Source organism: Bacillus sp. GW823-FHT06B01 (genome assembly GCF_058952315.1).
On record NZ_JBXAHR010000002.1, the window covers coordinates 666,620 to 689,900 of the forward strand.

General features: G+C 36.7%; 24 protein-coding genes and 1 pseudogene. 22 read left to right on the forward strand and 3 right to left on the reverse strand.

All coding sequences use genetic code 11. From position 1 onward, the window contains the following. Window positions 1-70: 70 nt before the first annotated feature. The 19 genes and pseudogenes from AC1Q8N_RS10565 to AC1Q8N_RS10655 all read left to right on the forward strand — a co-directional run bounded on the left by AC1Q8N_RS10565 (window position 71) and on the right by AC1Q8N_RS10655 (window position 18,758). Window positions 71-2,143, forward strand: a complete 2,073-nt coding sequence (locus AC1Q8N_RS10565; protein ID WP_048546377.1) for a sigma-54 interaction domain-containing protein — start codon at window positions 71-73, stop codon at window positions 2,141-2,143. A 195-nt stretch (window positions 2,144-2,338) separates the two neighbouring features. Beyond that, a complete protein-coding gene (gene yqiS / locus AC1Q8N_RS10570) occupies window positions 2,339-3,238 on the forward strand; it encodes a phosphate butyryltransferase (RefSeq protein ID WP_088048131.1) in 900 nt (299 codons plus the stop codon). 34 nt (window positions 3,239-3,272) lie between these two features. Then, window positions 3,273-4,373: a leucine dehydrogenase gene (locus AC1Q8N_RS10575; protein ID WP_000171359.1), complete on the forward strand. Its 1,101-nt coding sequence runs from the start codon at window positions 3,273-3,275 to the stop codon at window positions 4,371-4,373. Window positions 4,374-4,460: 87 nt separating this feature from the next. Beyond that, window positions 4,461-5,564, forward strand: a complete 1,104-nt coding sequence (gene buk, locus AC1Q8N_RS10580; RefSeq protein WP_000056197.1) for a butyrate kinase — start codon at window positions 4,461-4,463, stop codon at window positions 5,562-5,564. A 4-nt stretch (window positions 5,565-5,568) separates the two neighbouring features. Next, window positions 5,569-6,990 carry a dihydrolipoyl dehydrogenase gene (gene lpdA, locus AC1Q8N_RS10585; protein ID WP_000090438.1) on the forward strand — a complete coding sequence of 474 codons (1,422 nt, stop codon included), beginning with the start codon at window positions 5,569-5,571 and terminating at the stop codon, window positions 6,988-6,990. A gap of 27 nt (window positions 6,991-7,017) precedes the next feature. Continuing rightward, window positions 7,018-8,019 carry a 3-methyl-2-oxobutanoate dehydrogenase subunit alpha gene (gene bfmBAA / locus AC1Q8N_RS10590; RefSeq protein WP_000852549.1) on the forward strand — a complete coding sequence of 334 codons (1,002 nt, stop codon included), beginning with the start codon at window positions 7,018-7,020 and terminating at the stop codon, window positions 8,017-8,019. Window positions 8,020-8,032: 13 nt separating this feature from the next. Next, window positions 8,033-9,016: a 3-methyl-2-oxobutanoate dehydrogenase subunit beta gene (gene bfmBAB / locus AC1Q8N_RS10595; protein ID WP_000290073.1), complete on the forward strand. Its 984-nt coding sequence runs from the start codon at window positions 8,033-8,035 to the stop codon at window positions 9,014-9,016. Between the two features lie 15 nt (window positions 9,017-9,031). Continuing rightward, window positions 9,032-10,348, forward strand: a complete 1,317-nt coding sequence (locus tag AC1Q8N_RS10600) for a dihydrolipoamide acetyltransferase family protein (protein WP_098068060.1) — start codon at window positions 9,032-9,034, stop codon at window positions 10,346-10,348. Between the two features lie 340 nt (window positions 10,349-10,688). Continuing rightward, entirely contained in the window at window positions 10,689-11,867 is a 1,179-nt protein-coding gene (locus AC1Q8N_RS10605) for an FtsW/RodA/SpoVE family cell cycle protein (protein ID WP_000831201.1), read from the forward strand. A 107-nt stretch (window positions 11,868-11,974) separates the two neighbouring features. Further along, on the forward strand, window positions 11,975-12,679 hold the full coding sequence (locus tag AC1Q8N_RS10610) for a DUF421 domain-containing protein (protein WP_048546371.1): 705 nt from the start codon (window positions 11,975-11,977) through the stop codon (window positions 12,677-12,679). Between the two features lie 70 nt (window positions 12,680-12,749). Then, complete coding sequence (locus AC1Q8N_RS10615; protein ID WP_048546369.1) at window positions 12,750-13,214, forward strand: NUDIX hydrolase; 465 nt, start codon at window positions 12,750-12,752, stop codon at window positions 13,212-13,214. A 121-nt stretch (window positions 13,215-13,335) separates the two neighbouring features. Next, window positions 13,336-13,743 carry a YjdF family protein gene (locus AC1Q8N_RS10620; RefSeq protein WP_000366594.1) on the forward strand — a complete coding sequence of 136 codons (408 nt, stop codon included), beginning with the start codon at window positions 13,336-13,338 and terminating at the stop codon, window positions 13,741-13,743. Window positions 13,744-13,885: 142 nt separating this feature from the next. Beyond that, on the forward strand, window positions 13,886-14,299 hold the full coding sequence (locus tag AC1Q8N_RS10625; RefSeq protein ID WP_001998211.1) for a BrxA/BrxB family bacilliredoxin: 414 nt from the start codon (window positions 13,886-13,888) through the stop codon (window positions 14,297-14,299). Between the two features lie 252 nt (window positions 14,300-14,551). Beyond that, on the forward strand, window positions 14,552-15,331 hold the full coding sequence (locus AC1Q8N_RS10630; RefSeq protein WP_000735475.1) for a transporter substrate-binding domain-containing protein: 780 nt from the start codon (window positions 14,552-14,554) through the stop codon (window positions 15,329-15,331). 36 nt (window positions 15,332-15,367) lie between these two features. Continuing rightward, complete coding sequence (locus AC1Q8N_RS10635; protein ID WP_048546366.1) at window positions 15,368-16,027, forward strand: amino acid ABC transporter permease; 660 nt, start codon at window positions 15,368-15,370, stop codon at window positions 16,025-16,027. Continuing rightward, complete coding sequence (locus AC1Q8N_RS10640) at window positions 16,020-16,742, forward strand: amino acid ABC transporter ATP-binding protein (protein WP_098076652.1); 723 nt, start codon at window positions 16,020-16,022, stop codon at window positions 16,740-16,742. Before AC1Q8N_RS10635 ends, AC1Q8N_RS10640 begins: the two co-directional genes overlap by 8 nt. Window positions 16,743-16,842: 100 nt before the next feature. Then, window positions 16,843-17,811 carry an aromatic acid exporter family protein gene (locus AC1Q8N_RS10645; protein ID WP_098076649.1) on the forward strand — a complete coding sequence of 323 codons (969 nt, stop codon included), beginning with the start codon at window positions 16,843-16,845 and terminating at the stop codon, window positions 17,809-17,811. A gap of 16 nt (window positions 17,812-17,827) precedes the next feature. Further along, window positions 17,828-18,386, forward strand: a pseudogene (locus tag AC1Q8N_RS10650) (L,D-transpeptidase). Window positions 18,387-18,518: 132 nt separating this feature from the next. Then, window positions 18,519-18,758 carry a DUF3894 domain-containing protein gene (locus AC1Q8N_RS10655; RefSeq protein ID WP_000281162.1) on the forward strand — a complete coding sequence of 80 codons (240 nt, stop codon included), beginning with the start codon at window positions 18,519-18,521 and terminating at the stop codon, window positions 18,756-18,758. A gap of 77 nt (window positions 18,759-18,835) precedes the next feature. Here AC1Q8N_RS10655 and prli42 read toward each other — a convergent pair whose 3' ends face one another. Further along, a complete protein-coding gene (gene prli42 / locus AC1Q8N_RS10660) occupies window positions 18,836-18,928 on the reverse strand; it encodes a stressosome-associated protein Prli42 (protein WP_000549038.1) in 93 nt (30 codons plus the stop codon). Between the two features lie 190 nt (window positions 18,929-19,118). On the opposite strand from prli42, the gene AC1Q8N_RS10665 reads away from it, so the two are divergent. Both AC1Q8N_RS10665 and AC1Q8N_RS10670 read left to right on the forward strand, forming a co-directional pair. Further along, window positions 19,119-19,664: a GNAT family N-acetyltransferase gene (locus AC1Q8N_RS10665; protein ID WP_002008488.1), complete on the forward strand. Its 546-nt coding sequence runs from the start codon at window positions 19,119-19,121 to the stop codon at window positions 19,662-19,664. Between the two features lie 127 nt (window positions 19,665-19,791). Beyond that, window positions 19,792-20,910: a tripeptidase T gene (locus AC1Q8N_RS10670; protein ID WP_048546358.1), complete on the forward strand. Its 1,119-nt coding sequence runs from the start codon at window positions 19,792-19,794 to the stop codon at window positions 20,908-20,910. A 44-nt stretch (window positions 20,911-20,954) separates the two neighbouring features. On the opposite strand, the gene AC1Q8N_RS10675 is transcribed toward AC1Q8N_RS10670, so the two are convergent. Continuing rightward, a complete protein-coding gene (locus tag AC1Q8N_RS10675; protein ID WP_046957503.1) occupies window positions 20,955-21,155 on the reverse strand; it encodes a hypothetical protein in 201 nt (66 codons plus the stop codon). 144 nt (window positions 21,156-21,299) lie between these two features. Between AC1Q8N_RS10675 and AC1Q8N_RS10680 the strand changes: the two genes are divergently transcribed. Continuing rightward, window positions 21,300-22,538, forward strand: a complete 1,239-nt coding sequence (locus AC1Q8N_RS10680; protein ID WP_048546356.1) for a DNA polymerase IV — start codon at window positions 21,300-21,302, stop codon at window positions 22,536-22,538. A gap of 41 nt (window positions 22,539-22,579) precedes the next feature. On the opposite strand, the gene AC1Q8N_RS10685 is transcribed toward AC1Q8N_RS10680, so the two are convergent. Beyond that, window positions 22,580-23,281: an MgtC/SapB family protein gene (locus tag AC1Q8N_RS10685; protein WP_116443035.1), complete on the reverse strand. Its 702-nt coding sequence runs from the start codon at window positions 23,279-23,281 to the stop codon at window positions 22,580-22,582.

The following is a 23,281-nucleotide window of genomic DNA, read 5'->3' on the forward strand; positions in this document are numbered from 1 at the left end:
GAGGGGGCTGAACGAGTAAGATAAGGGTGTGAAAAATTTTGCAGAGATACTTCGAGAGGAAGTGTAATATATGAAACAAAAAGTTTTAATTGTTGGTGCAGGTGAAGGTGGTAGTACACTGCTGAATCTGTTACAAAGTTCAAATATATTTCAAATTATAGGGATTATTGATATAAATCCGATAGCAAAGGGATTACAAATGGCTAAGGAATATGGGGTTACAATTGGAGAGAGTGTAACGCCGTTTCTTTCTATGCATATTGATGTAATGTTTGATATGACGGGTGACGATGATTTACATAAAGATTTAATAAAGAAAAAGCATAAAGATACTCTTCTTATACCAGGTGATATTGCGAAAATTGTTACGAGATTAGCACATGAGAAGGAAAGTTTAATTGGAAAATTAGAAGAACAGACGCAGCAAGGGGATTTAATTTTAAATTCTACGCATGACGGTATGATTGTGATTGATCGAGAGGGACAAGTACGCCTATTTAATAAAAGTGCAGAGCGTATTATCGGATATAAAAAAGAAGATGCGGTAGGGAAATATATTTTAGAAGTTATTCCGACTAGTAAATTGCTTCGTATTATACGTACGAAACAAATAGAAGTAAATTATGAACTGACATTAGAGAATGAAAAGAAAATTATTACAACCCGTATTCCAATATTAAAAGAGGGAGGAGAGGTACAAGGGGCATTTGCGATTTTTAAAGATATAACAGAGGTTGTAGATCTTGCGGAAGAAGTTACAGATTTAAAGGAGATTCAAACGTTACTTGAGGCGATTATCAACTCGTCTGAGGAAGCAATTTCGGTCGTGGATGAAAAGGGAAGAGGATTAGTAATTAACCCTGCGTATACGAAATTAACAGGTTTAACAGAAGAGGACATTATTGGGAAACCGGCTACAACTGATATTGTAGAAGGTGAAAGTATGCATATGAAAGTACTTCGAACGCGTAGGGCGGTACGCGGAATACATATGAAGATTGGACAAAAGAAGCGTGATGTAATTGTAAACGTAGCGCCAGTTATAGTGGATGGGATATTGAAAGGAAGCGTTGGTGTAATTCGTGACGTATCAGAAATTCAAAAGTTAACAAATGAATTGAATAGAGCAAGGCAAATTATTCGAACGTTAGAAGCGAAATATTCATTTGATGACATTGTCGGAAATTCAGATGAAACAACGGCCGCTATTGAACAGGCGAAACTTGGAGCGAATACACCGGCAACAGTATTACTACGCGGAGAATCTGGAACGGGTAAAGAATTGTTTGCACATGCAATTCATAATGGAAGTAATCGAAAATATAATAAATTCGTCCGGGTAAACTGTGCTGCTATTTCCGAGACTTTATTAGAAAGTGAATTATTCGGTTATGAGGAAGGTGCATTTTCAGGAGCAAAAAGAGGCGGAAAACGAGGTTTTTTTGAGGAAGCGAATAACGGTAGTATCTTTTTAGATGAAATAGGAGAATTGTCTGCAAATACGCAAGCAAAACTCCTTCGCGTGTTGCAAGAAAAAGAAATTGTAAAAGTTGGTGGAACGAAAGCGATACCTATAAATGTCCGGGTAATTGCAGCGACACATGTGAATTTAGAAAAGGGCATTCTAGAAGGAGAGTTTAGAGAAGATTTATATTATCGATTAAATAAAATTCCAATTCAAATTCCGTCTCTTCGTCAGCGAAAAGGAGATATACCGGCAATTGCAGACAGATTGATTCAAAAAATTAACCAAGATTATGGTCGGAATGTAGAGGGGCTCACTGATTCGGCTATTTCATATTTACAATCATATGAATGGCCAGGAAATGTGAGGGAGCTTGAAAACATTTTAGGACGAGCTATTATCTTTATGAATTATAACGAAATATATATTGATGTCCACCATTTACCACCTTTACATACAGAGGAGCAGACTGAGGTAAAACAAAATAACTTATTACCTGAATTAGAAGAAAAGCCACTTGAACAATTAGTGACAGAGTTTGAAGGGCATATCATTCATGAATGTTTAGAGAGGTTTGATGGAAATAAAACAAAAACTGCAAGAGCATTAGGAATTTCGGTTCGAAATTTATATTACAAGCTAGAAAAGTATGAGTGTGCAAAAAATAGCATGCAATAAATTGCGTACCGTGCAATTTATTGCATGGTATACAAAAAGCGACAAAATAAGACAGAATGTTTTGTTATTTTCCAAAGTATTGATTTTACTGCATTTTGAATGCGTTTTCATTATTGGTAAGACCACTTTTGAAAGTTGGCACGGTATTTGCTTTATAAATAGACGAGGGACGACGGAAAGGGTTGATTACAAAATATGAAGTTAGAACACTTAATTGATCAAGCAGCAGGACAGCCTAAAAAAACTGTGGCTGTAGCAGTAGCTGAAGATCATGAAGTAATTGAAGCTGTAGCGAAAGCAATTAAATTACAGCTAGCTCAATTTCGTCTATATGGAAATCAAGAAAAAATAATGGGGATGCTACAAGAACATGGTTTACAAACTTCAGAACACATTGAAGTGATTGCAGCAGCGTCAAGTGCTGAGGCTGCAGAACTTTCTGTTAAAGCTGTAAGAAATGGCGAAGCAGATGTGCTTATGAAGGGAAACATCCCGACAGCAAATATTTTGAAAGCTGTATTAAATAAAGAGTGGGGACTTCGTAAAGGTAGCGTACTTTCACACGTTGCAGCATTTGAAGTTCCAAATTACGATCGTCTTATCTTTGTTACAGATGCAGCGATGAACATTGCACCTGATGTAACACAAAAAGCTGCTATTATACAGAATACTGTAGAAGTTGCCCAGGCAATAGGAATAGATTTGCCAAAGGTAGCACCAATTGCAGCGGTAGAGGTTGTGAATCCTGCGATGCAAGCGACAATTGATGCAGCGATGTTAACTCAAATGAATCGCCGCGGACAAATTAAAAATTGTGTCGTTGATGGACCACTTGCTTTAGATAATGCAGTATCACAAATTGCAGCAGAACATAAAGGCATAGTAAGTGATGTAGCAGGTAAAGCAGACATTTTACTCGTCCCAACGATTGAAGCTGGAAATGTGCTATACAAATCACTCGTATACTTTGCGGATGCAAAAGTAGGAGCTATGATTGCTGGCGCAAAAGCACCAATTGTTTTAACATCTCGTGCTGATTCAGCAGAAACAAAAGTATATTCATTAGCATTGGCAGTTACGACTGCTTCAAAATAAACCAAACAGGGTAAAACACTAGGGGGAAACGACAATGACATTAGAAATCTTCGAATACTTAGAAAAATATGATTATGAGCAAGTAGTATTTTGTCAAGATAAAGAATCTGGTTTAAAAGCAATCATCGCAATTCATGATACAACACTTGGACCAGCTCTTGGTGGAACAAGAATGTGGACATATGATTCTGAAGAAGCGGCGATTGAAGATGCATTGCGTCTTGCAAAAGGGATGACATACAAAAACGCAGCAGCTGGCTTAAACTTAGGTGGTGCGAAAACAGTAATTATCGGTGATCCACGTAAAGATAAGAGCGAAGCGATGTTCCGTGCATTAGGACGATACATTCAAGGATTAAACGGACGTTACATTACAGCTGAAGATGTTGGTACAACAGTAGATGATATGGATATTATTCACGAAGAAACTGATTTTGTAACAGGTATTTCACCATCATTCGGTTCTTCTGGTAACCCATCTCCAGTAACTGCATACGGTGTTTATCGTGGTATGAAAGCAGCTGCGAAAGAGGCTTTCGGTACTGATAATTTAGAAGGAAAAGTAATTGCTGTTCAAGGTGTTGGTAACGTAGCGTACCACCTATGCAAACATTTACATGCTGAAGGAGCAAAATTAATCGTTACAGATATTAATAAAGAAGCTGTACAACGCGCGGTAGAAGAATTCGGTGCATCAGCAGTTGAGCCAAATGAAATTTACGGTGTTGAATGTGATATTTACGCACCATGTGCATTAGGCGCAACAGTTAATGACGAAACTATTCCACAACTTAAAGCAAAAGTAATCGCAGGCTCTGCAAATAACCAATTAAAAGAAAATCGTCACGGCGACATGATTCATGAAATGGGTATTGTATACGCACCAGACTATGTTATTAATGCTGGTGGTGTAATTAACGTAGCAGACGAATTATATGGATACAATAGAGAACGTGCACTAAAACGTGTTGAGTCTATTTATGACACAATTGCAAAAGTAATCGAAATTTCAAAACGCGATGGCATTGCAACTTATGTAGCAGCAGATCGTTTAGCTGAAGAGCGCATTGCAAGCTTGAAAAACTCTCGTAGCACATACTTACGCAACGGTCACGACATTATTAGCCGTCGCTAATCATTCATATATTACTTTTACAAAAGGTGTGGTTACCTCTTATGAGGTTTCCACCTCCTTTTGAATTTATTAGTGGAGGTAGCAACAGTGTCTTTAAATCGAATTCTTGTTATTAATCCGGGTAGTACATCCACAAAAATTGGTGTTTTTGATAATGAAAGGCCCGTTTTAGAAGAAACTATTCGTCATGACGAAGAACAAATTGGAAAATATAAAAGAATTATCGATCAATATGAGTTTCGCAAAGAAACGATTTTAGAAGTTCTACATTCTCACGGTATTAACATTTCAAAGTTAAACGCAGTTTGTGGGCGTGGGGGATTACTTCGTCCAATCGAAGGCGGAACATACACAGTAAACGATTCGATGTTAGAAGATTTGAAAAATGGGTTTAGCGGTCATCATGCTTCAAACCTTGGAGGCATTTTAGCATATGAAATCGCTTCTGGATTAAATATTCCGGCATTCATAGTAGATCCTGTCGTTGTAGATGAAATGGAGCCGGTTGCTCGTATAAGCGGTATTGCTGGTATGGAACGTAAAAGTATTTTCCATGCATTAAACCAAAAAGCGGTTGCTCGTAAAGTGGCTGAAGAATTAAATCACAAATACGAGGATTTAAATTTATTAGTTACACATATGGGTGGCGGTATTACAGTTGGTGCTCATAAAAAAGGAAAAGTTATTGATGTGAATAACGGCTTAAACGGAGAAGGCCCATTTAGTCCAGAGCGTGCGGGTACAGTACCGGTAGGGCAATTAGTGGAGATGTGTTTCTCTGGTGAGTATTACCGTGACGAAATGGTTAAAAAACTTGTTGGACAAGGTGGACTTGTAAGCCTAATCGGTACAAATGATGCGATCAAAGTGGAACAAATGGTTGAAAAAGGTGATCCAGAAGCAACTCTTATTTATAAAGCAATGGCATATCAAGTTGCAAAAGAGATTGGCGGAGCTAGCGCTGTACTTCACGGGAAAATTGATGCAATCGTTTTAACTGGTGGACTTGCGTACAGTAAAATTCTTGTTGATGAAATAAAAGAACGTGTTGACTGGATTGCAGATGTTATCGTACATCCAGGGGAAGATGAATTACAAGCATTAGCAGAAGGAGCACTTCGTGTATTACGTGAAGAAGAAGCGCCGAAAGAGTATGTTGTACGAGAAAAACAAACAGTAGCTAGGGGTTGAGATAATGGCAAGAGAATATGATTTAGTCATCGTTGGCGGCGGTACTGGTGGATATGTTGCTGCTATTCGAGCATCACAACTAGGTTTAAAAACTGCACTTGTTGAAAAAGAAAATCTTGGTGGTACTTGTTTGCACAAAGGATGTATTCCTAGTAAAGCTCTTTTACGTAGTGCGGAAGTATACGCAACTGCTAAAAAAAGCGAAGAGTTCGGAGTTATTGCAAGTAATGTAGAACTAAACTTTGCGAAAGTGCAAGAGCGTAAAGAGAAGATTGTAACGCAACTTCATAAAGGTGTTCAACACTTAATGAAACAAGGTAAAATTGATGTGTTTGAAGGTATCGGCCGTATTCTTGGCCCATCTATTTTCTCTCCAATGCCGGGGACAATTTCAGTTGAACTTGCAAGTGGAGAAGAGAATGAAATGTTAATTCCAAAAAATGTACTTGTTGCAACAGGTTCTCGTCCGAATTCATTACCAGGTTTAGAATTAGACGGAGAGTATGTAATGTCTTCCGATCATGCTCTAAAAATGGAAACGCTTCCTAGCTCGATTATTATCGTTGGTGGCGGTGTAATCGGTATTGAGTGGGCATCTATGCTTGCTGACTTCGGTGTAGAAGTTACAGTATTAGAGTATGCGAAAACGATATTACCACTAGAAGATCAGGACGTTTCAAAAGAAATGCAACGTCTATTCAAGAAAAAAGGTATTAAAGTGGTAACTGGTGCAAAAGTATTACCAGAAACATTGGTAAAAGATAACGGAGTAACAATTCAAGCTGAACATAACGGTGAGAATAAAGAATTTAAAGCAGAAAAAATGCTTGTATCTGTAGGAAGACAAGCCAATACGCAAAATATTGGTTTAGAGAATACGGATATCGTTGTGGAAAAAGGATACATTCAAACAAATGAGTTTTATCAAACGAAAGAATCTCATATTTACGCAATCGGAGATGTAATCGGCGGCTTACAACTTGCTCACGTTGCTTCTCATGAAGGAATTGTTGCAGTAGAACATATTGCTGGTAAAGAAGTTACACCAATTGATTACTCTATGGTATCAAAATGCGTATATAGCAGTCCAGAAGTTGCTTCTGTCGGTTTAACAGAACAAGAAGCGAAAGAAAAAGGCTATAAGTTAAAAGTAGGTAAGTTCTCATTCCGTGCAATCGGAAAAGCACTTGTATACGGCGAATCAGATGGTTTCGTAAAACTTGTAGTTGATGAAGAAACAAATGACATTCTTGGTGTTCATATGATTGGACCACATGTAACAGATATGATTTCTGAAGCTGGTCTTGCAAGAGTACTTGATGCAACACCGTGGGAAGTAGCACATACAATTCATCCGCATCCATCATTATCTGAGGCGATTGGTGAAGCAGCATTAGCTGTAGATGGAAAAGCGTTACACGCATAAAAATGTGGATTTAGGAGGTTATGAAAAATGGCAGAAGTAAAAGAAAAGCGCCATGAAGAGCTTGGCTTAAGTGATGAGCAAGTATTAGAAATGTTCCGTACGATGTTACTTGCACGTAAAATCGACGAACGTATGTGGTTATTAAACCGTGCGGGTAAAATTCCATTCGTAATTTCTTGTCAAGGACAAGAGGCTGCACAAGTTGGAGCAGCATTCGCTCTTGATAGAGAGAAAGATTATGCATTACCATACTACCGTGATATGGGTGTTGTACTAGCGTTCGGTATGACAGCTAAAGAGCTTATGTTGTCTGCTTTCGCGAAAGCTGGAGATCCAAACTCTGGTGGTCGTCAAATGCCTGGTCACTTCGGTCAAAAGAAAAATCGTATTGTGACAGGATCATCTCCAGTAACAACGCAAGTACCACATGCAGTTGGTATTGCATTAGCTGGAAAAATGGAAAAGAAAGATTTAGTAACGTTTGTTACATTTGGAGAAGGTTCTTCAAACCAAGGTGACTTCCATGAAGGGGCAAACTTTGCTGGTGTACACAAACTACCTGTTATTTTCATGTGTGAAAATAATAAATACGCAATCTCTATTCCAGTTGAAAAACAATTAGCATGTAAAAACGTATCAGACCGTGCAATTGGTTACGGTATGCCTGGATATACAATAGACGGAAACGATCCGCTTGCAGTATATAAAGCTGTAAAAGAGGCAGCAGACCGCGGTCGTCGTGGTGAAGGCCCAACTTTAATTGAAACAGTATCATATCGTTTAACAGCACATTCTAGTGACGACGATGATCGTGTTTATCGTGATAAAGAAGAAGTAGAAGAAGCAAAGAAAAAAGATTCAATTATAACATTTGCAGCTTATTTAAAAGAAGCTGGCGTGTTAACTGAGGAATTTGAAAAACAAATGTTAGACGAAATTATGCATATCGTAAATGAAGCAACAGAATATGCAGAAAATGCTCCGTATGCAGCACCTGAAGATGCATTGAAGCACGTATACGCAGAATAGGGGGGAACGTTTCATGGCTGTAATGTCTTATATTGATGCTATTACATTAGCAATGCGCGAAGAAATGGAACGCGATGAGAAAGTATTTGTTTTAGGTGAAGATGTTGGTAAAAAAGGTGGCGTATTTAAAGCGACACACGGATTATATGATCAATTTGGTGAAGATCGTGCGCTTGATGCACCGCTTGCAGAATCTGCAATTGCTGGGGTAGCAATTGGTGCGGCAATGTATGGTATGCGTCCAATCGCTGAAATGCAGTTTGCCGATTTCATCATGCCAGCAGTAAACCAAATTGTTTCTGAGGCAGCAAAAATTCGTTATCGTTCTAATAACGATTGGACTTGTCCAGTTACAATTCGTGCGCCATTTGGCGGCGGTGTTCACGGTGCATTGTATCATTCGCAATCTGTGGAAGCGATGTTTGCGAACCAACCAGGTTTGAAAATTGTTATTCCTTCTACACCATATGATGCAAAAGGTTTATTAAAAGCAGCAATTCGTGATGAAGATCCAGTATTATTCTTTGAGCATAAGCGTGCATATCGCTTAATTAAAGGTGAAGTGCCAGAGGATGATTACGTATTACCAATTGGAAAAGCAGATGTAAAACGCGAAGGTGACGATATTACTGTTATCACGTACGGATTATGTGTTCACTTTGCTCTTCAAGCAGCTGAGAAGTTAGCGCAAGATGGCATCTCTGCACATGTCCTTGATTTACGTACTGTATATCCATTAGATAAAGAAGCAATCATTGAAGCAGCTTCTAAAACAGGTAAAGTTCTTCTTGTAACAGAAGACAATAAAGAAGGAAGTATTATAAGTGAAGTGGCAGCAATTATTGCTGAAAACTGTCTGTTTGATTTAGATGCGCCAATCGCACGTCTTGCAGGTCCAGACGTTCCAGCAATGCCATATGCACCAACAATGGAAAAATTCTTTATGGTAAATCCAGATAAAGTTGAAAAAGCAATGCGTGAACTTGCGGAATTTTAATCGGGGGGACTATACATGGCTGTAGAAAACATCACAATGCCTCAGCTCGGGGAGAGCGTTACAGAGGGTACAATTAGTAAATGGCTCGTTAATGTTGGCGATCACGTAAACAAGTATGATCCGCTTGCAGAAGTAATGACTGATAAAGTAAATGCTGAAGTACCATCTTCTTTCACTGGTATTGTGAAAGAATTAATCGCTGGTGAAGGTGAGACGTTAGCTGTAGGTGAAGTAGTTTGTGTTATTCAAGTAGAAGGCGCAGATGAAGTAGCAGCGACAGCTGTTGAGGAAAAAACAAAAGAAGAACCAAAGGCAGAAGTAGCTACGCCTGAAAAAGCACCGAAAGCAAAACAACCAACTGATGGAAAACCACGTTTTTCACCAGCTGTTTTAAAACTTGCAGGTGAGCATAATGTTGATTTAGATTTAGTAGAAGGTACGGGAGCAAATGGCCGTATCACTCGTAAAGATATTTTAAAGCTAGTGGAATCTGGAAATATTCCGCAAGCAGGTGCGAAGAAAGAGGAAGCGGTAGCAGCAGTAGTAGAAGTGCGTCCAGAAGCACCAAAAGCAGCGCCAGTAGCACAAAAAGTAGAAGCTGCAAAACCAGTTTCTGTACCAACAATGCCTGGCGATATCGAAATTCCAGTAACAGGTGTGCGTAAAGCAATTGCGGCGAACATGTTACGTAGTAAACACGAAGCGCCACATGCTTGGATGATGATTGAAGTAGATGTGACAAACCTTGTGTCATACCGTAATTCAATTAAAGGTGATTTCAAAAAGCGCGAAGGCTTTAATTTAACGTTCTTTGCTTTCTTCGTAAAAGCAGTAGCGCAGGCGTTAAAAGAGTATCCTCAAATCAATTCAATGTGGGCTGGCGATAAGATCGTTCAGAAGAAAGATATTAACCTTTCTATCGCTGTTGCAACAGAGGACGAACTATTTGTACCAGTAATTAAACACGCGGATGAGAAGACGATTAAAGGTATCGCTCGTGAAATTACAGAGCTTGCAGGAAAAGTACGTACGAAATCGTTAAAAGCGGACGAAATGCAAGGTGGAACATTTACAATTAATAACACAGGATCATTTGGTTCTGTTCAATCTATGGGTATTATTAATTATCCACAAGCGGCTATTTTACAAGTTGAATCAATTGTAAAACGCCCAGTAATTATGGATAATGGTATGTTCGGTGCTCGCGACATGGTTAACTTATGTTTATCACTTGATCACCGTGTACTAGATGGCTTAATTTGTGGTAAGTTCTTAGGACGTGTAAAAGAAATTTTAGAAAATACGTCAGAAAATAATACATCTGTATATTAATAAAAAGCTCGCTTATGCGAGCTTTTTATCATCTTATTTCTTCATCTACATTCTACTATATGTATAATATCTTCCCCAGTAATCTTACAATGAACGATTATGTATTAGGAATTTATGAAAATACATTGCTGATATATGGTATATGGATATAAAATAAGAAAAGAATAATTTTTTTGGCAAATCTTACTGACGAAACTGTAGTATAATATATTGTATTGTATGAAAAAGAGAGTTATTCTATATAAGTGTTTTATAGATAATGTGTAATCAGTCGTCAAAACATGAAGAATGTTGACTCCTGGTTTTTTATTTTGCTGTAACAATGTTTCAGGAGGATGTCATGAAAAGAAGTACCGAGTTTCTAAAAAGTTTAGATGTAAAATTAATATTAATTTTGTTAGCATTATGTGTTACGAGTATAGCTGCTATATATAGCAGTCAGCAAACTGGCCAATATGGAGAGGCAAACTTTGCGATGAAACAGGGTTTGAACTACATAATTGGAGTTGTATTGTTATTGCTTGTTGCAAGCATCGACTTAGATCAATTACAAAAATTGTCTTGGCCACTTTATATCGTCGGATTTGGTTCACTTATTCTTTTGAAAATACTACCGGTTTCCACTTTCACACCTGAAAAATTAGGTGCAAAAAGATGGTTTGTATTTCCGTTAGTTGGACAAATTCAACCATCTGAGTTTTTCAAAATTTCATTGCTTCTCGTAGTAGCAAGTATAGCAGTGAAACATAATGCACAGTATATGGCAAGGACATTCCAAACGGATTTACAATTAGTAGGTAAAATTGTGCTTGTATCCCTTCCGCCTATGGCTGTTGTATATAGCCAACCAGATACAGGGATGGTGTTCTTATATGCTGCTGCAATTGCATGTATTTTATTTATGTCAGGTATTCAGAAGAAATTGATAGCGTTATGTACAGTTATTCCAGTCACCATACTATCGGCGTTAATATTTATTTACGTAAGGTATGAGGATTTCTTCTTTAATAAGTTAGTTACGTTACTAAAACCTCACCAACAATCACGTATTTTAGGTTGGTTAGATCCATTTGAACATACAGATCAAGGTTATCAAACACAGCAATCGATCTTAGCTGTAGGTAGTGGCGGTATGGAAGGGAAAGGATTTGGCGAAGGGAACGTCTATATCCCTGAGAAGCATACTGACTTTATTTTTGCTACAATTGCCGAAGAAGGTGGATTTATCGTAGCAGCGTTAGTTGTATTCTTGTTCCTATTACTACTATATCGAACAATTATTATCGGTTATTCTGCTGATAATTTATTCGGTACATTATTATGTGCTGGATCAATCGGAATATTAACGGTTCAAATATTCCAAAACATCGGTATGATCGTTGGATTAATGCCTGTAAAAGGGATTGCATTACCGTTCTTATCATATGGGGGGAGTTCCTTGTTCTCTAATATGATTATGATGGGTCTCATATTATCCGTACGAAAAACGTATAAAAAGTATATGTTTTCCGTCAAGTAAGAAAAGCTGATTCGTTTAAAAACGAATCAGCTTTTTTACATATATGCTCTTAAACGTTGCAAACTAAAACAAAGTAGCAGTTTGAGACGGGTAAGGAGTGCAAAGTGATGCATATGCATATTTTTGAAGGGGCACGGCATCTTTCCAATAGTGAATGGGTTATTCGGGCTATTATAGCATACATATTTTTAATATTAGTTGCGAAAGCGATGGGGCAAAGATCCATCGCGCAACTTCGTTTTTTAGATGTCGTATTAGTATTATTGCTTGGTGGAAATATTTCTAACGCATTATCTGATGAAAAAGTAGGATTACTCGGATCAATGATTACAACGTTCATACTCGTTGTACTTCACATTATAAGCTCAGTCTTAATGTTGAAATGGGATAGATGGAGACGCTTTTTAGAGCCAGCACCTATTATTCTTATACACAATGGTTCCATTGATTTTAGCAATTTGAAAAAAGCGAGAATTACGGTGGAATATTTATTTTCGGAACTTCGTATGCGAAATGTGAGTGATATTCAAAAGATTAAATTAGCATTATGGGAAGCGAACGGTGTCGTTTCTATATTTCAGTATCCAGAATATGAAGCAGTTTCACGGCTTGATCTGAAAGTGGCGGGAAAAAAATCTCCAGTTTCATTTGTATTAGTAAAGGATGGGAGCATTCAGAAAGATGTTCTTGCTTTATTAGGGAAAACAGAAGAATGGGCGAGAGAATTTCTAGAGAAAAACGCAGAAGTTGAATCCATTATGTTAGCTACAGTAGATGAAGCACATAAAATAAATATTTTGTTAAAAAAATGAAAAATATACGCATTTTGTCGTTTCATACATATGATACAATAGTGTGGACAACGAAAAAGGAGGCGATACGATGGGATATGTAGAAGAATTACGAAAAATAGTTGGTCATCGCCCTTTAATTTTAGTTGGTGCTGTTGTACTCGTTATAAATGAAAATGGGGATGTTTTATTACAGCAAAGAACAGAGCCTTACGGAAAATGGGGATTGCCTGGCGGATTAATGGAGCTTGGCGAATCACCAGAAGAAACAGCTTGCCGTGAAGTATATGAAGAGACAGGAATAGAAGTGAAGAACTTGCGATTAATTAATGTATTTTCGGGAGCGAATTATTTTACAAAACTAGCAAATGGTGATGAATTTCAATCCGTAACGACAGCCTATTATACGGATGAATATGAAGGGGAGTTTGTTATGAATAAAGAAGAAGCGGTTCAGCTTACATTCTTCCCACTAACAGAACTACCTGATTATATTGTAGGATCGCATAAAAAAATGATTGGTGAATATATGAAGATTATGGAAAAAAAGATATAATAATAATGAAAGAAATACAAAAACACAGTTCTGGTTGGTAGTCCAGACGCATGATTTCATGTCAGTAACCTTCCCCTCCGGGATGTCCCGTATTTCTAATTTTTTTAAGGAGGGGCTGTCAGTGGATTTGACAGTATATCACGATGGTCAATTTTTTGTTGGAATCATTACATGTAAAGAAAAAGGGAAGTTGTATGGAGCGAGGTATATCTTTGGAACGGAACCTTCAGACGAAGAAGTGCTTATATTTGTGAACGGTTCAATGTTAGCGTATTTTCAGCACTTTGCAAAATGTGGCGTGGAAGTGAAAGAAAAACAGCGTCCCAAAAATATAAAGCGGATCATACGACAAGCAGCAAAAGAAGTAAATGTAAACCGCTTTACTAAGGCGCAAGAGGCAATTAGCTTATCTTATGAACTGCATAAACAAGAAAAGAAAGTGCAATCTAAGGAGAAGCGAGAGGCTGAAAAACAAAGAAGACGTTTAATTAAAGTACAAAAAGCAAAGCAAAAACATCGTGGTCATTAAGAAAAGGTGTTAGAGCAGGGCTCTAACACCTTTTCTATACCCAAATACAAGTAAACTTACTTGTATTTCATAAACATTAACTGGTAAGATACAAATAGGTAGTTTTAGAGGAGGGAAAAGATTGATTAATTTTAACTTTTTTATGAATGATGTTGTCCGCCAAGCACGTGAAGAGATTGTTTCTGCTGGATATACAGAATTGACGACGCCAGAAGCAGTAGATGAAGCGTTTAAAAGAAATGGAACAACACTTGTAATGGTAAACTCTGTATGTGGTTGTGCAGGTGGCATTGCTCGTCCTGCTGCTGCGCATTCTGTACATTATGATAAACGTCCTAACCACCTTGTAACGGTGTTTGCAGGGCAAGATAAAGAAGCAACAGCAAGAGCTCGTGAATATTTCGAAGGGTATCCACCTTCTTCTCCATCATTTGCTTTATTAAAAGATGGAAAAATTGTAACGATGGTAGAACGTCATGAAATTGAAGGTCATGAACCAATGCAAGTTATTGCAAAACTACAATCTTATTTCGAAGAGAATTGTGAAGAACTATAAATATAAGCGAAAAGGCGGTACGTCCACAATGAAGTGGATGTACCGCCTTTTTTTATTTAGTATTAAAATTTATGGGATATGCATAGTTATGTTGTTTTATGCAATATTTTATACATAACAAACGTTGTTTGTATTGAAATTTTATTTATTTTTATTTTATATATTGCATAAAAATTAAAGTGCTGATACAATACAAACATCGAATAAATATTCTATTAAACTTTTAAATATACATTATTAGGGGGAAGAAAGATGAAGAAGTTATTATCAATATCGTTTGCACTTATTTTAATTGTAAGTATGTTCAGTGCTTGTAGTAATGGGGAAGAAAAGGCTACTGGAAAAAATAAGAAAGTACTGGTTATGGGGACTTCAGCAGATTATAAACCATATGAATACGTAGAAGCTTCAAAAAGTGATGAAATTATCGGCTTTGATGTTGATGTTGCTAAATATATCGGAAAAGAACTTGGTTATGAAGTGAAAGTGAAAGATATGGATTTTGGTGGTTTATTAGCATCCCTTAGCTCAGGAAAAGTTGATTTCGTAATGGCAGGTATGACGCCAACGGCAGAGCGTAAAAATAATGTTGATTTCACAGATATATATTTTGTTGCGAAAAACATGGTCGTTTCTAAAAAGGATTCTAATATTCAATCTGTAGAGGATTTAAAAGGGAAAAAAGTAGGGGTACAAACAGGATCTATCCAAGAAGAGAAAGCAGCAGAATTTAAAAAACAAGTAGATTTCAAAGTTGAGGGACGTGACCGTATACCAGAAATCGTACAAGAAATTAAAGCTGGTCGTTTTGACGCTGCAATTATAGAAGACACAGTTGCTAAAAATTATTTAGAAAAAATGAAAGAATTACAAGGAATTGAAATTAAAGAAGCACCAGAAGAAGTAGGAGCAGCAATTGCCCTTCCGAAAAATAGTGATAAAACAGCAGAATTTAATAAAGTAATTAAAAAAATGCAAGAAAATGGAGAAATGGATAAATTAGTGAAGAAATGGTTTGGCAGCGAAAAATAAGCTGCCTTTCACTTTTCTGTGAGGGGAATGAAAAGAATGAACTTAGATTTTTCGGCGATTACGCCTTCGATACCATATATACTAAAAGGGCTAGAAGTTACTTTAAAAATTGTAGCAGTATCAGCGTTAGTTGGGTTTATTTTAGGAACGTTATTAGCGCTTTGCAAAATTGCTAGAATACGAGCATTAAATATAGCGGCAGATTTTTATACATCAATTTTCCGTGGTACACCACTTGTATTGCAATTAATGATTATTTATTTCGGTGTCCCGCAAATAATTGGTTATGAAATACCAGCATTCTTGGCGGCTGTACTAGCATTTAGTTTGAATTCAGGTGCATACATGTCAGAAGTAATCCGTGCCGGCATTCAAGCGGTTGATAAAGGACAAACAGAAGCGGCGATGGCATTAGGAATTCCATACGGAAAAATGATGCGAAATATCATTTTTCCTCAAGCTTTAAAAAATATATTACCGGCACTTGTAAACGAGTTTGCGACACTTACGAAAGAATCGGCTGTAGTAACAGTAATAGGAGCGACCGATTTAATGCGCCGTGCTTACATTGTAGGCGGTGAGACGTTTAAATATCTTGAACCATTACTTTTTGTTGGACTTATTTATTATATGCTAGTCATTATTCTTACATTAGTCGGGAAGGCAATTGAAGGGAGAATGAAGAAAAGTGATTAAAATTGAAAACCTTCATAAATCATTTGGAAAAAATGAAGTATTAAAAGGGATTACAACAACGATTGAAAAAGGGGAAGTAGTAGCAATTATTGGACCGTCTGGATCAGGGAAATCAACATTTTTACGTTGTATGAATGTGCTAGAAGCACCGACAAATGGTCACATTTGGATTGGAACGGAAGAAGTAACGAATCCGAAAACGAATATTATGCACGTTCGTGAAAATGTTGGAATGGTATTTCAGCATTTTCACCTATTTCCTCATATGACTGTATTAGAAAATATTACGTATGCTCCTATCAATGTAAAAGGAGTAACGAAACAAGAAGCTGACAAGAAAGCCGAGAAACTTTTAGAAAAGGTCGGTTTATTAGATAAAAAAGATACGTATCCGAATCGTCTTTCGGGAGGACAAAAGCAACGTGTAGCAATTGCGAGAGCGTTAGCGATGGAACCAGAAGTTATGTTATTTGATGAACCAACATCAGCACTAGATCCAGAGATGGTAAAAGAAGTGTTAGAAGTTATGAAATCATTAGTTACGACAGGAATGACAATGGCGATTGTTACACATGAAATGGGATTTGCAAAAGAAGTAGCAGATCGTGTTCTCTTTTTAGATGGTGGAAAGCTTGTAGAAGATAGTGTGCCAGCAGAATTTTTTGCAGCACCGAAAAGTGAACGTGCGCAACAATTTTTACAAAAAATATTGTAATCTGTAAAAGTTACGTGAATAATAAGTAGAAAAGGATGACATTGTGTCATCCTTTTTTTATACTAGCTGTAAATACGTTTATACATATAGGAGCAATGATATGTTCAAAATTGGATACCGTACAGTAAAAACAGCAATAGGGACAGGCGTAGCCGTTTTTATTGCGCAGTTATTAGGATTAGAATTTTATAGTTCAGCGGGCATTTTAGTTATATTATGTGTACAAAATACGAAACGTAAATCACTTCAAGTATCGCTACATCGTTTTTTAGCTTGTGTATTATCAATGGTATTCGCGTTTTGTATTTTTGAAACAATTGGATATACACCACTTGCAATTAGTATATTATTACTTACATTTATTCCGACTGCAGTTATGCTCAAAATTCAAGAAGGTATTGTCACGAGTTCAGTTATTGTGATGCATCTATATTCATTGAAACAAATTACATGGCTTATTGTTGGGAATGAAATTGCGATATTAACGATAGGAATTAGCGTGGCTTTATTAGTGAATATGTATATGCCAAGTAGTGAAAATAAGCTAAAAGAGTATCAGGATACAATAGAAAGTAACTTTAAAACAATTTTGTTTGAAATGGTCGTGTATTTACGAAACAGAGAAAGTAGCTGGAGCGGGGCAGAACTTATTGAAACTGAAAATATGCTAAATGAAGCTAGAGATTTATCGTTTAAGAAACTTGAGAATGCATTTATGCGAGAAGATGACTATTACTATCGTTATTTTAATATGCGTATGCAACAATTCGAAATTTTAGAGCGAATGATTCCGTTAGCAGCTTCTTTATCGTGGACATATGAACAAGCTGACATGATTGCGGATGTGGTTGAAAACATTAGTAATGCTATTAGCCCTCAGAGTACCGGGGTTATTTCTTTAAGACAGCTTCAAGAAATGAGAGAATTATTTAGAGATATGCCATTGCCCGTTACACGTGAAGAATTTGAGATACGTGCGAAACTTGTTCAACTTGTATACGAAATGGAACAATATTTACTCATTAAAAGTCGCTTTAAGGGAAAGGATAATATAAAAGAACTTATATAGAAGGTAGGAATTATCTATGCCGTATCTTCTCTCTTTCATATTATGTCTTTCTTTATCGCCTATTTGGCCTCTTGGTGATAATCCACGTGCCGGAGATCCTTTCATTATTGTAAATAAAGCGACGAATAAACTAGCTTATATTGACGATGGGAAGATTCAGAAGGTTTTTCCAGTCGCGACAGGGAAAACAAATGAATTAACTCCAGAGGGAACTTTTGATGTTGTAATGAAAGCGAAGGATCCGTATTATATTGCGAAGGATATTCCAGGTGGGTCACCGAAAAATCCACTTGGGTCAAGGTGGATTGGATTTAATGCAAGAGGAACTGATGGAAGTAAATATGGAATACATGGAACAAACCAACCTAGTTCAATTGGAAAGTATATTTCACAAGGATGTATACGAATGAAGAAAAACGATGTGGAGTATTTATTTGATCGCATTCCAATTGGAACGAAAGTATGGATTGTGAAGTCGAAAAAATCATTTCAGCAATTGGCAAAAGAAAAAGGAGCCATTGCATATGAAAAAGCCAACAAAGGTTGGCTTTTTCATATGCAATAAGTTGTCTTGACATGTGTACATAACCATGAGTTAATGAGAGTATAGAAAGATAAAGTGAAACTTTAATCAGTGGGATGTTTTTTACCTGCGGATTATCAGCCCTCACCGATCAGGATAAAAATTAGATAAAGGGGTTGCTCATATGTACTTGAATCCAAAAATTTCGTATATGCAATTTTTTATGGGATTTCTATTTGTTATTACATTCATATTGGCAACTTTTAATATATGTTCTTATCTTGTAGCAATTGTATGTATGGCATTACTCAATCTTACTTTTGTTATTGGAGCATTTCAGCAGAAACAATATACAAGTTTTATAACAGCACTTGTAATGTCATTCTCCTTTAGTATTGTAGCGATTGTGCTTTATATAAAATAAACCATCTCGATATCGAGATGGTTTATTTTATTGTGTTATGTGTAAAAAGTAAAAAAAGGACGAACACATCGTCCTTTTTACCAAAACATACTTGCGCCAGCAAGTAATGTTGTTACAAGCATAGAAATTAGCATTACATAAATCATAACTTTTTGAGCTTTTTTATGCATCGTTAAACCTCCTTGCAAATCAGTACAATATCATTGTAACGAGAAATGATATTGTGGACAAGGGGAGAGAAGTGACAAAATTCGAGAAGTGCGTGTAAAGTATAACAGGAAATTTGTATGTATGTAGAGAATATATAATTAATGATAGAGTATAAGTTTTTTGTTATGCAAGCTGAAGAATGGAGATACGATGATGAAAATATATGAAACAAATCGTTTACATTTAAGGGAAATTGATGAGTCGTATGCTGAAAAAGTTCTTCAATATTACGACAGAAATCGTGAATTTTTAAAAGCTTGGGAAGAGTATAGACCGGATGATTTTTTTACGTTAGATTATCAGAAGAAAAAGTTACAAAAGGATAGAAAAGAGTTTGCAGAAGGTAAAATCATCAGGCTTTGGATTTTTAAAAAGGGTGATGATACGAAAATAATTGGATGTATTTCATTTAATTTAATTGTTCGCGGAATTTATCAATCTTGTGTACTCGGCTATAAATTAGATAAGGCAGAGTTAAACAAAGGTTATACGACAGAAGCGCTTAGAAAAGCGATTCAAGTTGCTTTTGAAGAATTTCAGTTACATCGTATAGAAGCACCGATTATGCCACGAAATTTAGCATCTATACAAGTAGTGACGAAGATAGGCTTTCAATATGAGGGCGTGTCTAGGAAAATGTTAATGGTTAATGGAGTATGGGAAGATCATATGCGCTGGGTATTGTTAAATGAGTAATAGAAAGCAGATGGTTATCTAGACATATAAACCGTCTGTTTTTTGTCTTGTATTTCGAAACTTTTGCGAAATTCTGTTATAATTAATAGTGTTACATACATAATGGTAGTGCAGGAGGCGCAGTCTTATGATTAATCAAGAACGTTTAGTAAATGAATTTATGGAATTAGTACAAGTAGATTCTGAAACGAAATTTGAAGCAGAAATTTGTAAAGTATTAACAAAGAAGTTTACAGATTTAGGTGTAGAAGTATTTGAAGATGACACAATGGCTGTTACTGGGCATGGTGCAGGTAATTTAATTTGTACTTTACCAGCAACAAAAGATGGTGTTGATACAATTTACTTTACTTCTCATATGGATACAGTAGTTCCTGGTAATGGAATTAAGCCTTCTATTAAAGATGGATATATCGTATCAGATGGTACTACGATTTTAGGTGCGGATGATAAAGCTGGATTAGCATCAATGTTCGAAGCAATTCGTGTTTTAAAAGAGAAAAACATCCCTCATGGTAAAATTGAATTTATTATTACAGTTGGAGAAGAATCTGGTCTTGTTGGTGCAAAAGCATTAGATCGTGAGCGCATTACAGCGAAATACGGTTACGCATTAGATAGCGATGGAAAAGTTGGTGAAATCGTTGTTGCAGCTCCAACACAAGCGAAAGTGAATGCAATTATTCGTGGGAAAACAGCTCATGCTGGTGTAGCACCAGAAAAAGGTGTATCTGCAATTACTATCGCAGCGAAAGCAATTGCGAAGATGCCACTTGGTCGTATTGATTCTGAAACAACTGCAAATATTGGACGTTTTGAAGGTGGTACACAAACAAATATCGTTTGCGATCATGTACAAATCTTTGCAGAAGCGCGTTCTTTAATCAATGAAAAAATGGAAGCACAAGTTGCAAAAATGAAAGAAGCATTTGAAACAACTGCAAAAGAAATGGGTGGTCATGCAGACGTTGAAGTAAACGTTATGTACCCAGGATTTAAATTTGCTGAGGGCGATCACGTTGTAGAAGTTGCAAAACGTGCAGCTGAAAACATTGGTCGTACACCTTCTCTTCACCAAAGTGGTGGCGGAAGTGATGCAAACGTAATTGCAGGACACGGTATTCCAACAGTTAACTTAGCGGTTGGTTATGAAGAAATTCATACAACAAACGAAAAGATTCCTGTTGAAGAATTAGCGAAAACAGCAGAATTAGTTATAGCAATTATTGAAGAAGTAGCGAAGTAATGGAATAGAAAAAGCGTGTAAATCACAATTGATTTACACGCTTTTTATTTGGATTCGATTGCTTTTACAAGGCGGATCAGCCAATATAAGAAAATCCATGGCAATATATAAGTTGTTGCTATATGTACTAGGCGAGGGAAGAACCCAAACGTATTAATATTAAAAATAGGAAGCAGTAAATAATTAATGGCTATGATTAATATAATCACAAGGAACGTATAGTTGAGTTTATTAGTTGATTTCATCATAATCATCCCTTTTTGTGATTTTATACATTTTATGTAAATTATATCAAATGTATGAAAGGAAAAGAACAAGCAATTATTATAACTATTATGCAAAATTTGATATAATGAAAGAACGAACGTTCTGATTAGGGAGTGAGTACTGTGCGAGAAATGTATCCGAAAAATGGTCGTGTTATTTTGCATGTAGATATGAATTGTTTTTTCGCATCTGTTGAAATTGCTCATGACCCATCATTACAAGGGAAGCCGTTAGCAGTTGCTGGAAATGAAAAAGAAAGAAAAGGAATTATTATAACATGTAGTTATGAGGCAAGAGACTATGGAATACGTACAACGATGCCTCTTTGGGAAGCAAAAAGGTTATGCCCGCAATTAGTTGTAATGCGTCCTAATTTTACATTATATCGTGAAGCTTCATTTCAAATGTTTCAAATTCTTTCCCGTTTTACGGAAAAAATACAACCAGTCTCTATAGATGAGGGGTATTTAGATATTACAGATTGCTACGCACTCGGTTCACCTCTTGAAATAGCAAAGATGATTCAGCAGGCGTTATTAACAGAGTTACAGCTTCCGTGTAGCATCGGAATTGCTCCTAACCTTTTCCTAGCAAAAACAGCTTCTGATATGAAAAAGCCTCTCGGTATTACGGTGCTTCGAAAACGAGATATTCCAGAAATGATTTGGCCACTTCCAGTTGAAGCAATGCATGGAATTGGAGAAAAAACAGCTGAAAAATTAAATGATATTCATATACAAACAATTGAGCAGTTAGCAAAAGGAAACGAACATATCATTCGCGCTAAAATTGGAAAGCATGGCGTTGATTTACAACAGCGGGCAAAAGGTATGGATGATAGGGAAGTTGATCCGAGTCAAATGGGACAACATAAAAGTGTCGGTAATTCGATGACTTTTTCAAAGGATATGGATGAAGAGAAAGAATTACTTGATATGTTAGAACGGCTATCAAAATCAGTGAGTAAAAGATTACAAAAGCGAACGCTTGTCAGCTATAATATTCAAATTATGATTAAATATCATGATAGGCGGACAGTAACGCGGAGTAAGCAATTGAAAAATGCGATTTGGGAAGAACGAGATATTTTTCAGGCAGCATCTCGTTTATGGAAGCAACATTGGGACGGTGATTCCGTTCGTTTACTAGGTGTTACAGCTACTGAAATAGAGTGGAAGACAGAATCGGTGAAACAATTAGATTTGTTTTCATTTGAAGAAGATGCGAAAGAAGAGCCGCTACTTGCTGTCATCGATCAAATTAATGATAAGTATGGAATGCCGATTTTACAACGAGGTAGTCAATTATTACGTAAGCAAGAAAAGTCTTTTCAGCAAAAGTTAGAAAATAAGTTTATGTAGAAGGTGTCATGAAGCTGTAAATATCATGACACCTTTCATTTTTAACTTACCTCTAAATCTAATGAAGTTTTCCAACCAGCTGCAGTAACATCAGATTCTAATAGCATTCTACCTACTACTTTTTCAATTAGGACTGCTGCATTTGTACTGCAATGTAATGTAGCTTGTATACACACTTTTTGATTAGAATCTACGTCTTCGCTATACAATTCTTTTAAACCGATGCCTTCAGAACTTACCATGTGCATAAGTAAAAAACGAATATGGGATTCATGTTCCTCTGAACAAGTAAGAGAAAGTAAGTAATTCGTTTGTTCAGGTGATTCTTCTTTTGATTTCTGATTCATAAAGAGAGCGATTGGGCGAAGTAGTATATTTGCTAGTAAAACGCCGGCTGCACCTAATATAGCTGCAACGAGGAAACCAGCACCTGTAAGAGTACCAACAGCAGCTGCGCACCATAGAGTAGCTGCTGTATTAAGCCCTCTAATACTAAAACCATCGCGGATTATAACGCCGCCTCCTAAAAAACCAATCCCACTAACGACTTGAGCAGCAATACGTGAGGGGCTAGCATCGTGATCAAGCATGACGGATAATAAAACAAATATACAGGCACCAAGTGATACGAGAGCATTTGTCCGTAATCCAGCCATCCTGTGTCTCCATTGCCGTTCCATTCCGATGCAAGCACCTACAATAATTGCGATAAATAATCTTAATACAATGTCATACCATACCAT

Coding starts and splice junctions, on each gene's coding strand:
- AC1Q8N_RS10645 (WP_098076649.1), top strand. CDS start 16,843: ATGTTCAAAATTGGATACCGTACAGTAAAAACAGCAATAGGGACAGGC.
- AC1Q8N_RS10565 (WP_048546377.1), top strand. CDS start 71: ATGAAACAAAAAGTTTTAATTGTTGGTGCAGGTGAAGGTGGTAGTACA.
- yqiS (WP_088048131.1), top strand. CDS start 2,339: ATGAAGTTAGAACACTTAATTGATCAAGCAGCAGGACAGCCTAAAAAA.
- AC1Q8N_RS10675 (WP_046957503.1), bottom strand. CDS start 21,155: ATGAAATCAACTAATAAACTCAACTATACGTTCCTTGTGATTATATTA.
- AC1Q8N_RS10635 (WP_048546366.1), top strand. CDS start 15,368: ATGAACTTAGATTTTTCGGCGATTACGCCTTCGATACCATATATACTA.
- AC1Q8N_RS10630 (WP_000735475.1), top strand. CDS start 14,552: ATGAAGAAGTTATTATCAATATCGTTTGCACTTATTTTAATTGTAAGT.
- AC1Q8N_RS10610 (WP_048546371.1), top strand. CDS start 11,975: ATGCATATGCATATTTTTGAAGGGGCACGGCATCTTTCCAATAGTGAA.
- lpdA (WP_000090438.1), top strand. CDS start 5,569: ATGGCAAGAGAATATGATTTAGTCATCGTTGGCGGCGGTACTGGTGGA.
- AC1Q8N_RS10655 (WP_000281162.1), top strand. CDS start 18,519: ATGTACTTGAATCCAAAAATTTCGTATATGCAATTTTTTATGGGATTT.
- AC1Q8N_RS10670 (WP_048546358.1), top strand. CDS start 19,792: ATGATTAATCAAGAACGTTTAGTAAATGAATTTATGGAATTAGTACAA.
- AC1Q8N_RS10615 (WP_048546369.1), top strand. CDS start 12,750: ATGGGATATGTAGAAGAATTACGAAAAATAGTTGGTCATCGCCCTTTA.
- AC1Q8N_RS10625 (WP_001998211.1), top strand. CDS start 13,886: ATGAATGATGTTGTCCGCCAAGCACGTGAAGAGATTGTTTCTGCTGGA.
- AC1Q8N_RS10665 (WP_002008488.1), top strand. CDS start 19,119: ATGATGAAAATATATGAAACAAATCGTTTACATTTAAGGGAAATTGAT.
- AC1Q8N_RS10575 (WP_000171359.1), top strand. CDS start 3,273: ATGACATTAGAAATCTTCGAATACTTAGAAAAATATGATTATGAGCAA.
- AC1Q8N_RS10605 (WP_000831201.1), top strand. CDS start 10,689: ATGAAAAGAAGTACCGAGTTTCTAAAAAGTTTAGATGTAAAATTAATA.
- prli42 (WP_000549038.1), bottom strand. CDS start 18,928: ATGCATAAAAAAGCTCAAAAAGTTATGATTTATGTAATGCTAATTTCT.
- bfmBAB (WP_000290073.1), top strand. CDS start 8,033: ATGGCTGTAATGTCTTATATTGATGCTATTACATTAGCAATGCGCGAA.
- AC1Q8N_RS10600 (WP_098068060.1), top strand. CDS start 9,032: ATGGCTGTAGAAAACATCACAATGCCTCAGCTCGGGGAGAGCGTTACA.
- bfmBAA (WP_000852549.1), top strand. CDS start 7,018: ATGGCAGAAGTAAAAGAAAAGCGCCATGAAGAGCTTGGCTTAAGTGAT.
- AC1Q8N_RS10685 (WP_116443035.1), bottom strand. CDS start 23,281: ATGGTATGGTATGACATTGTATTAAGATTATTTATCGCAATTATTGTA.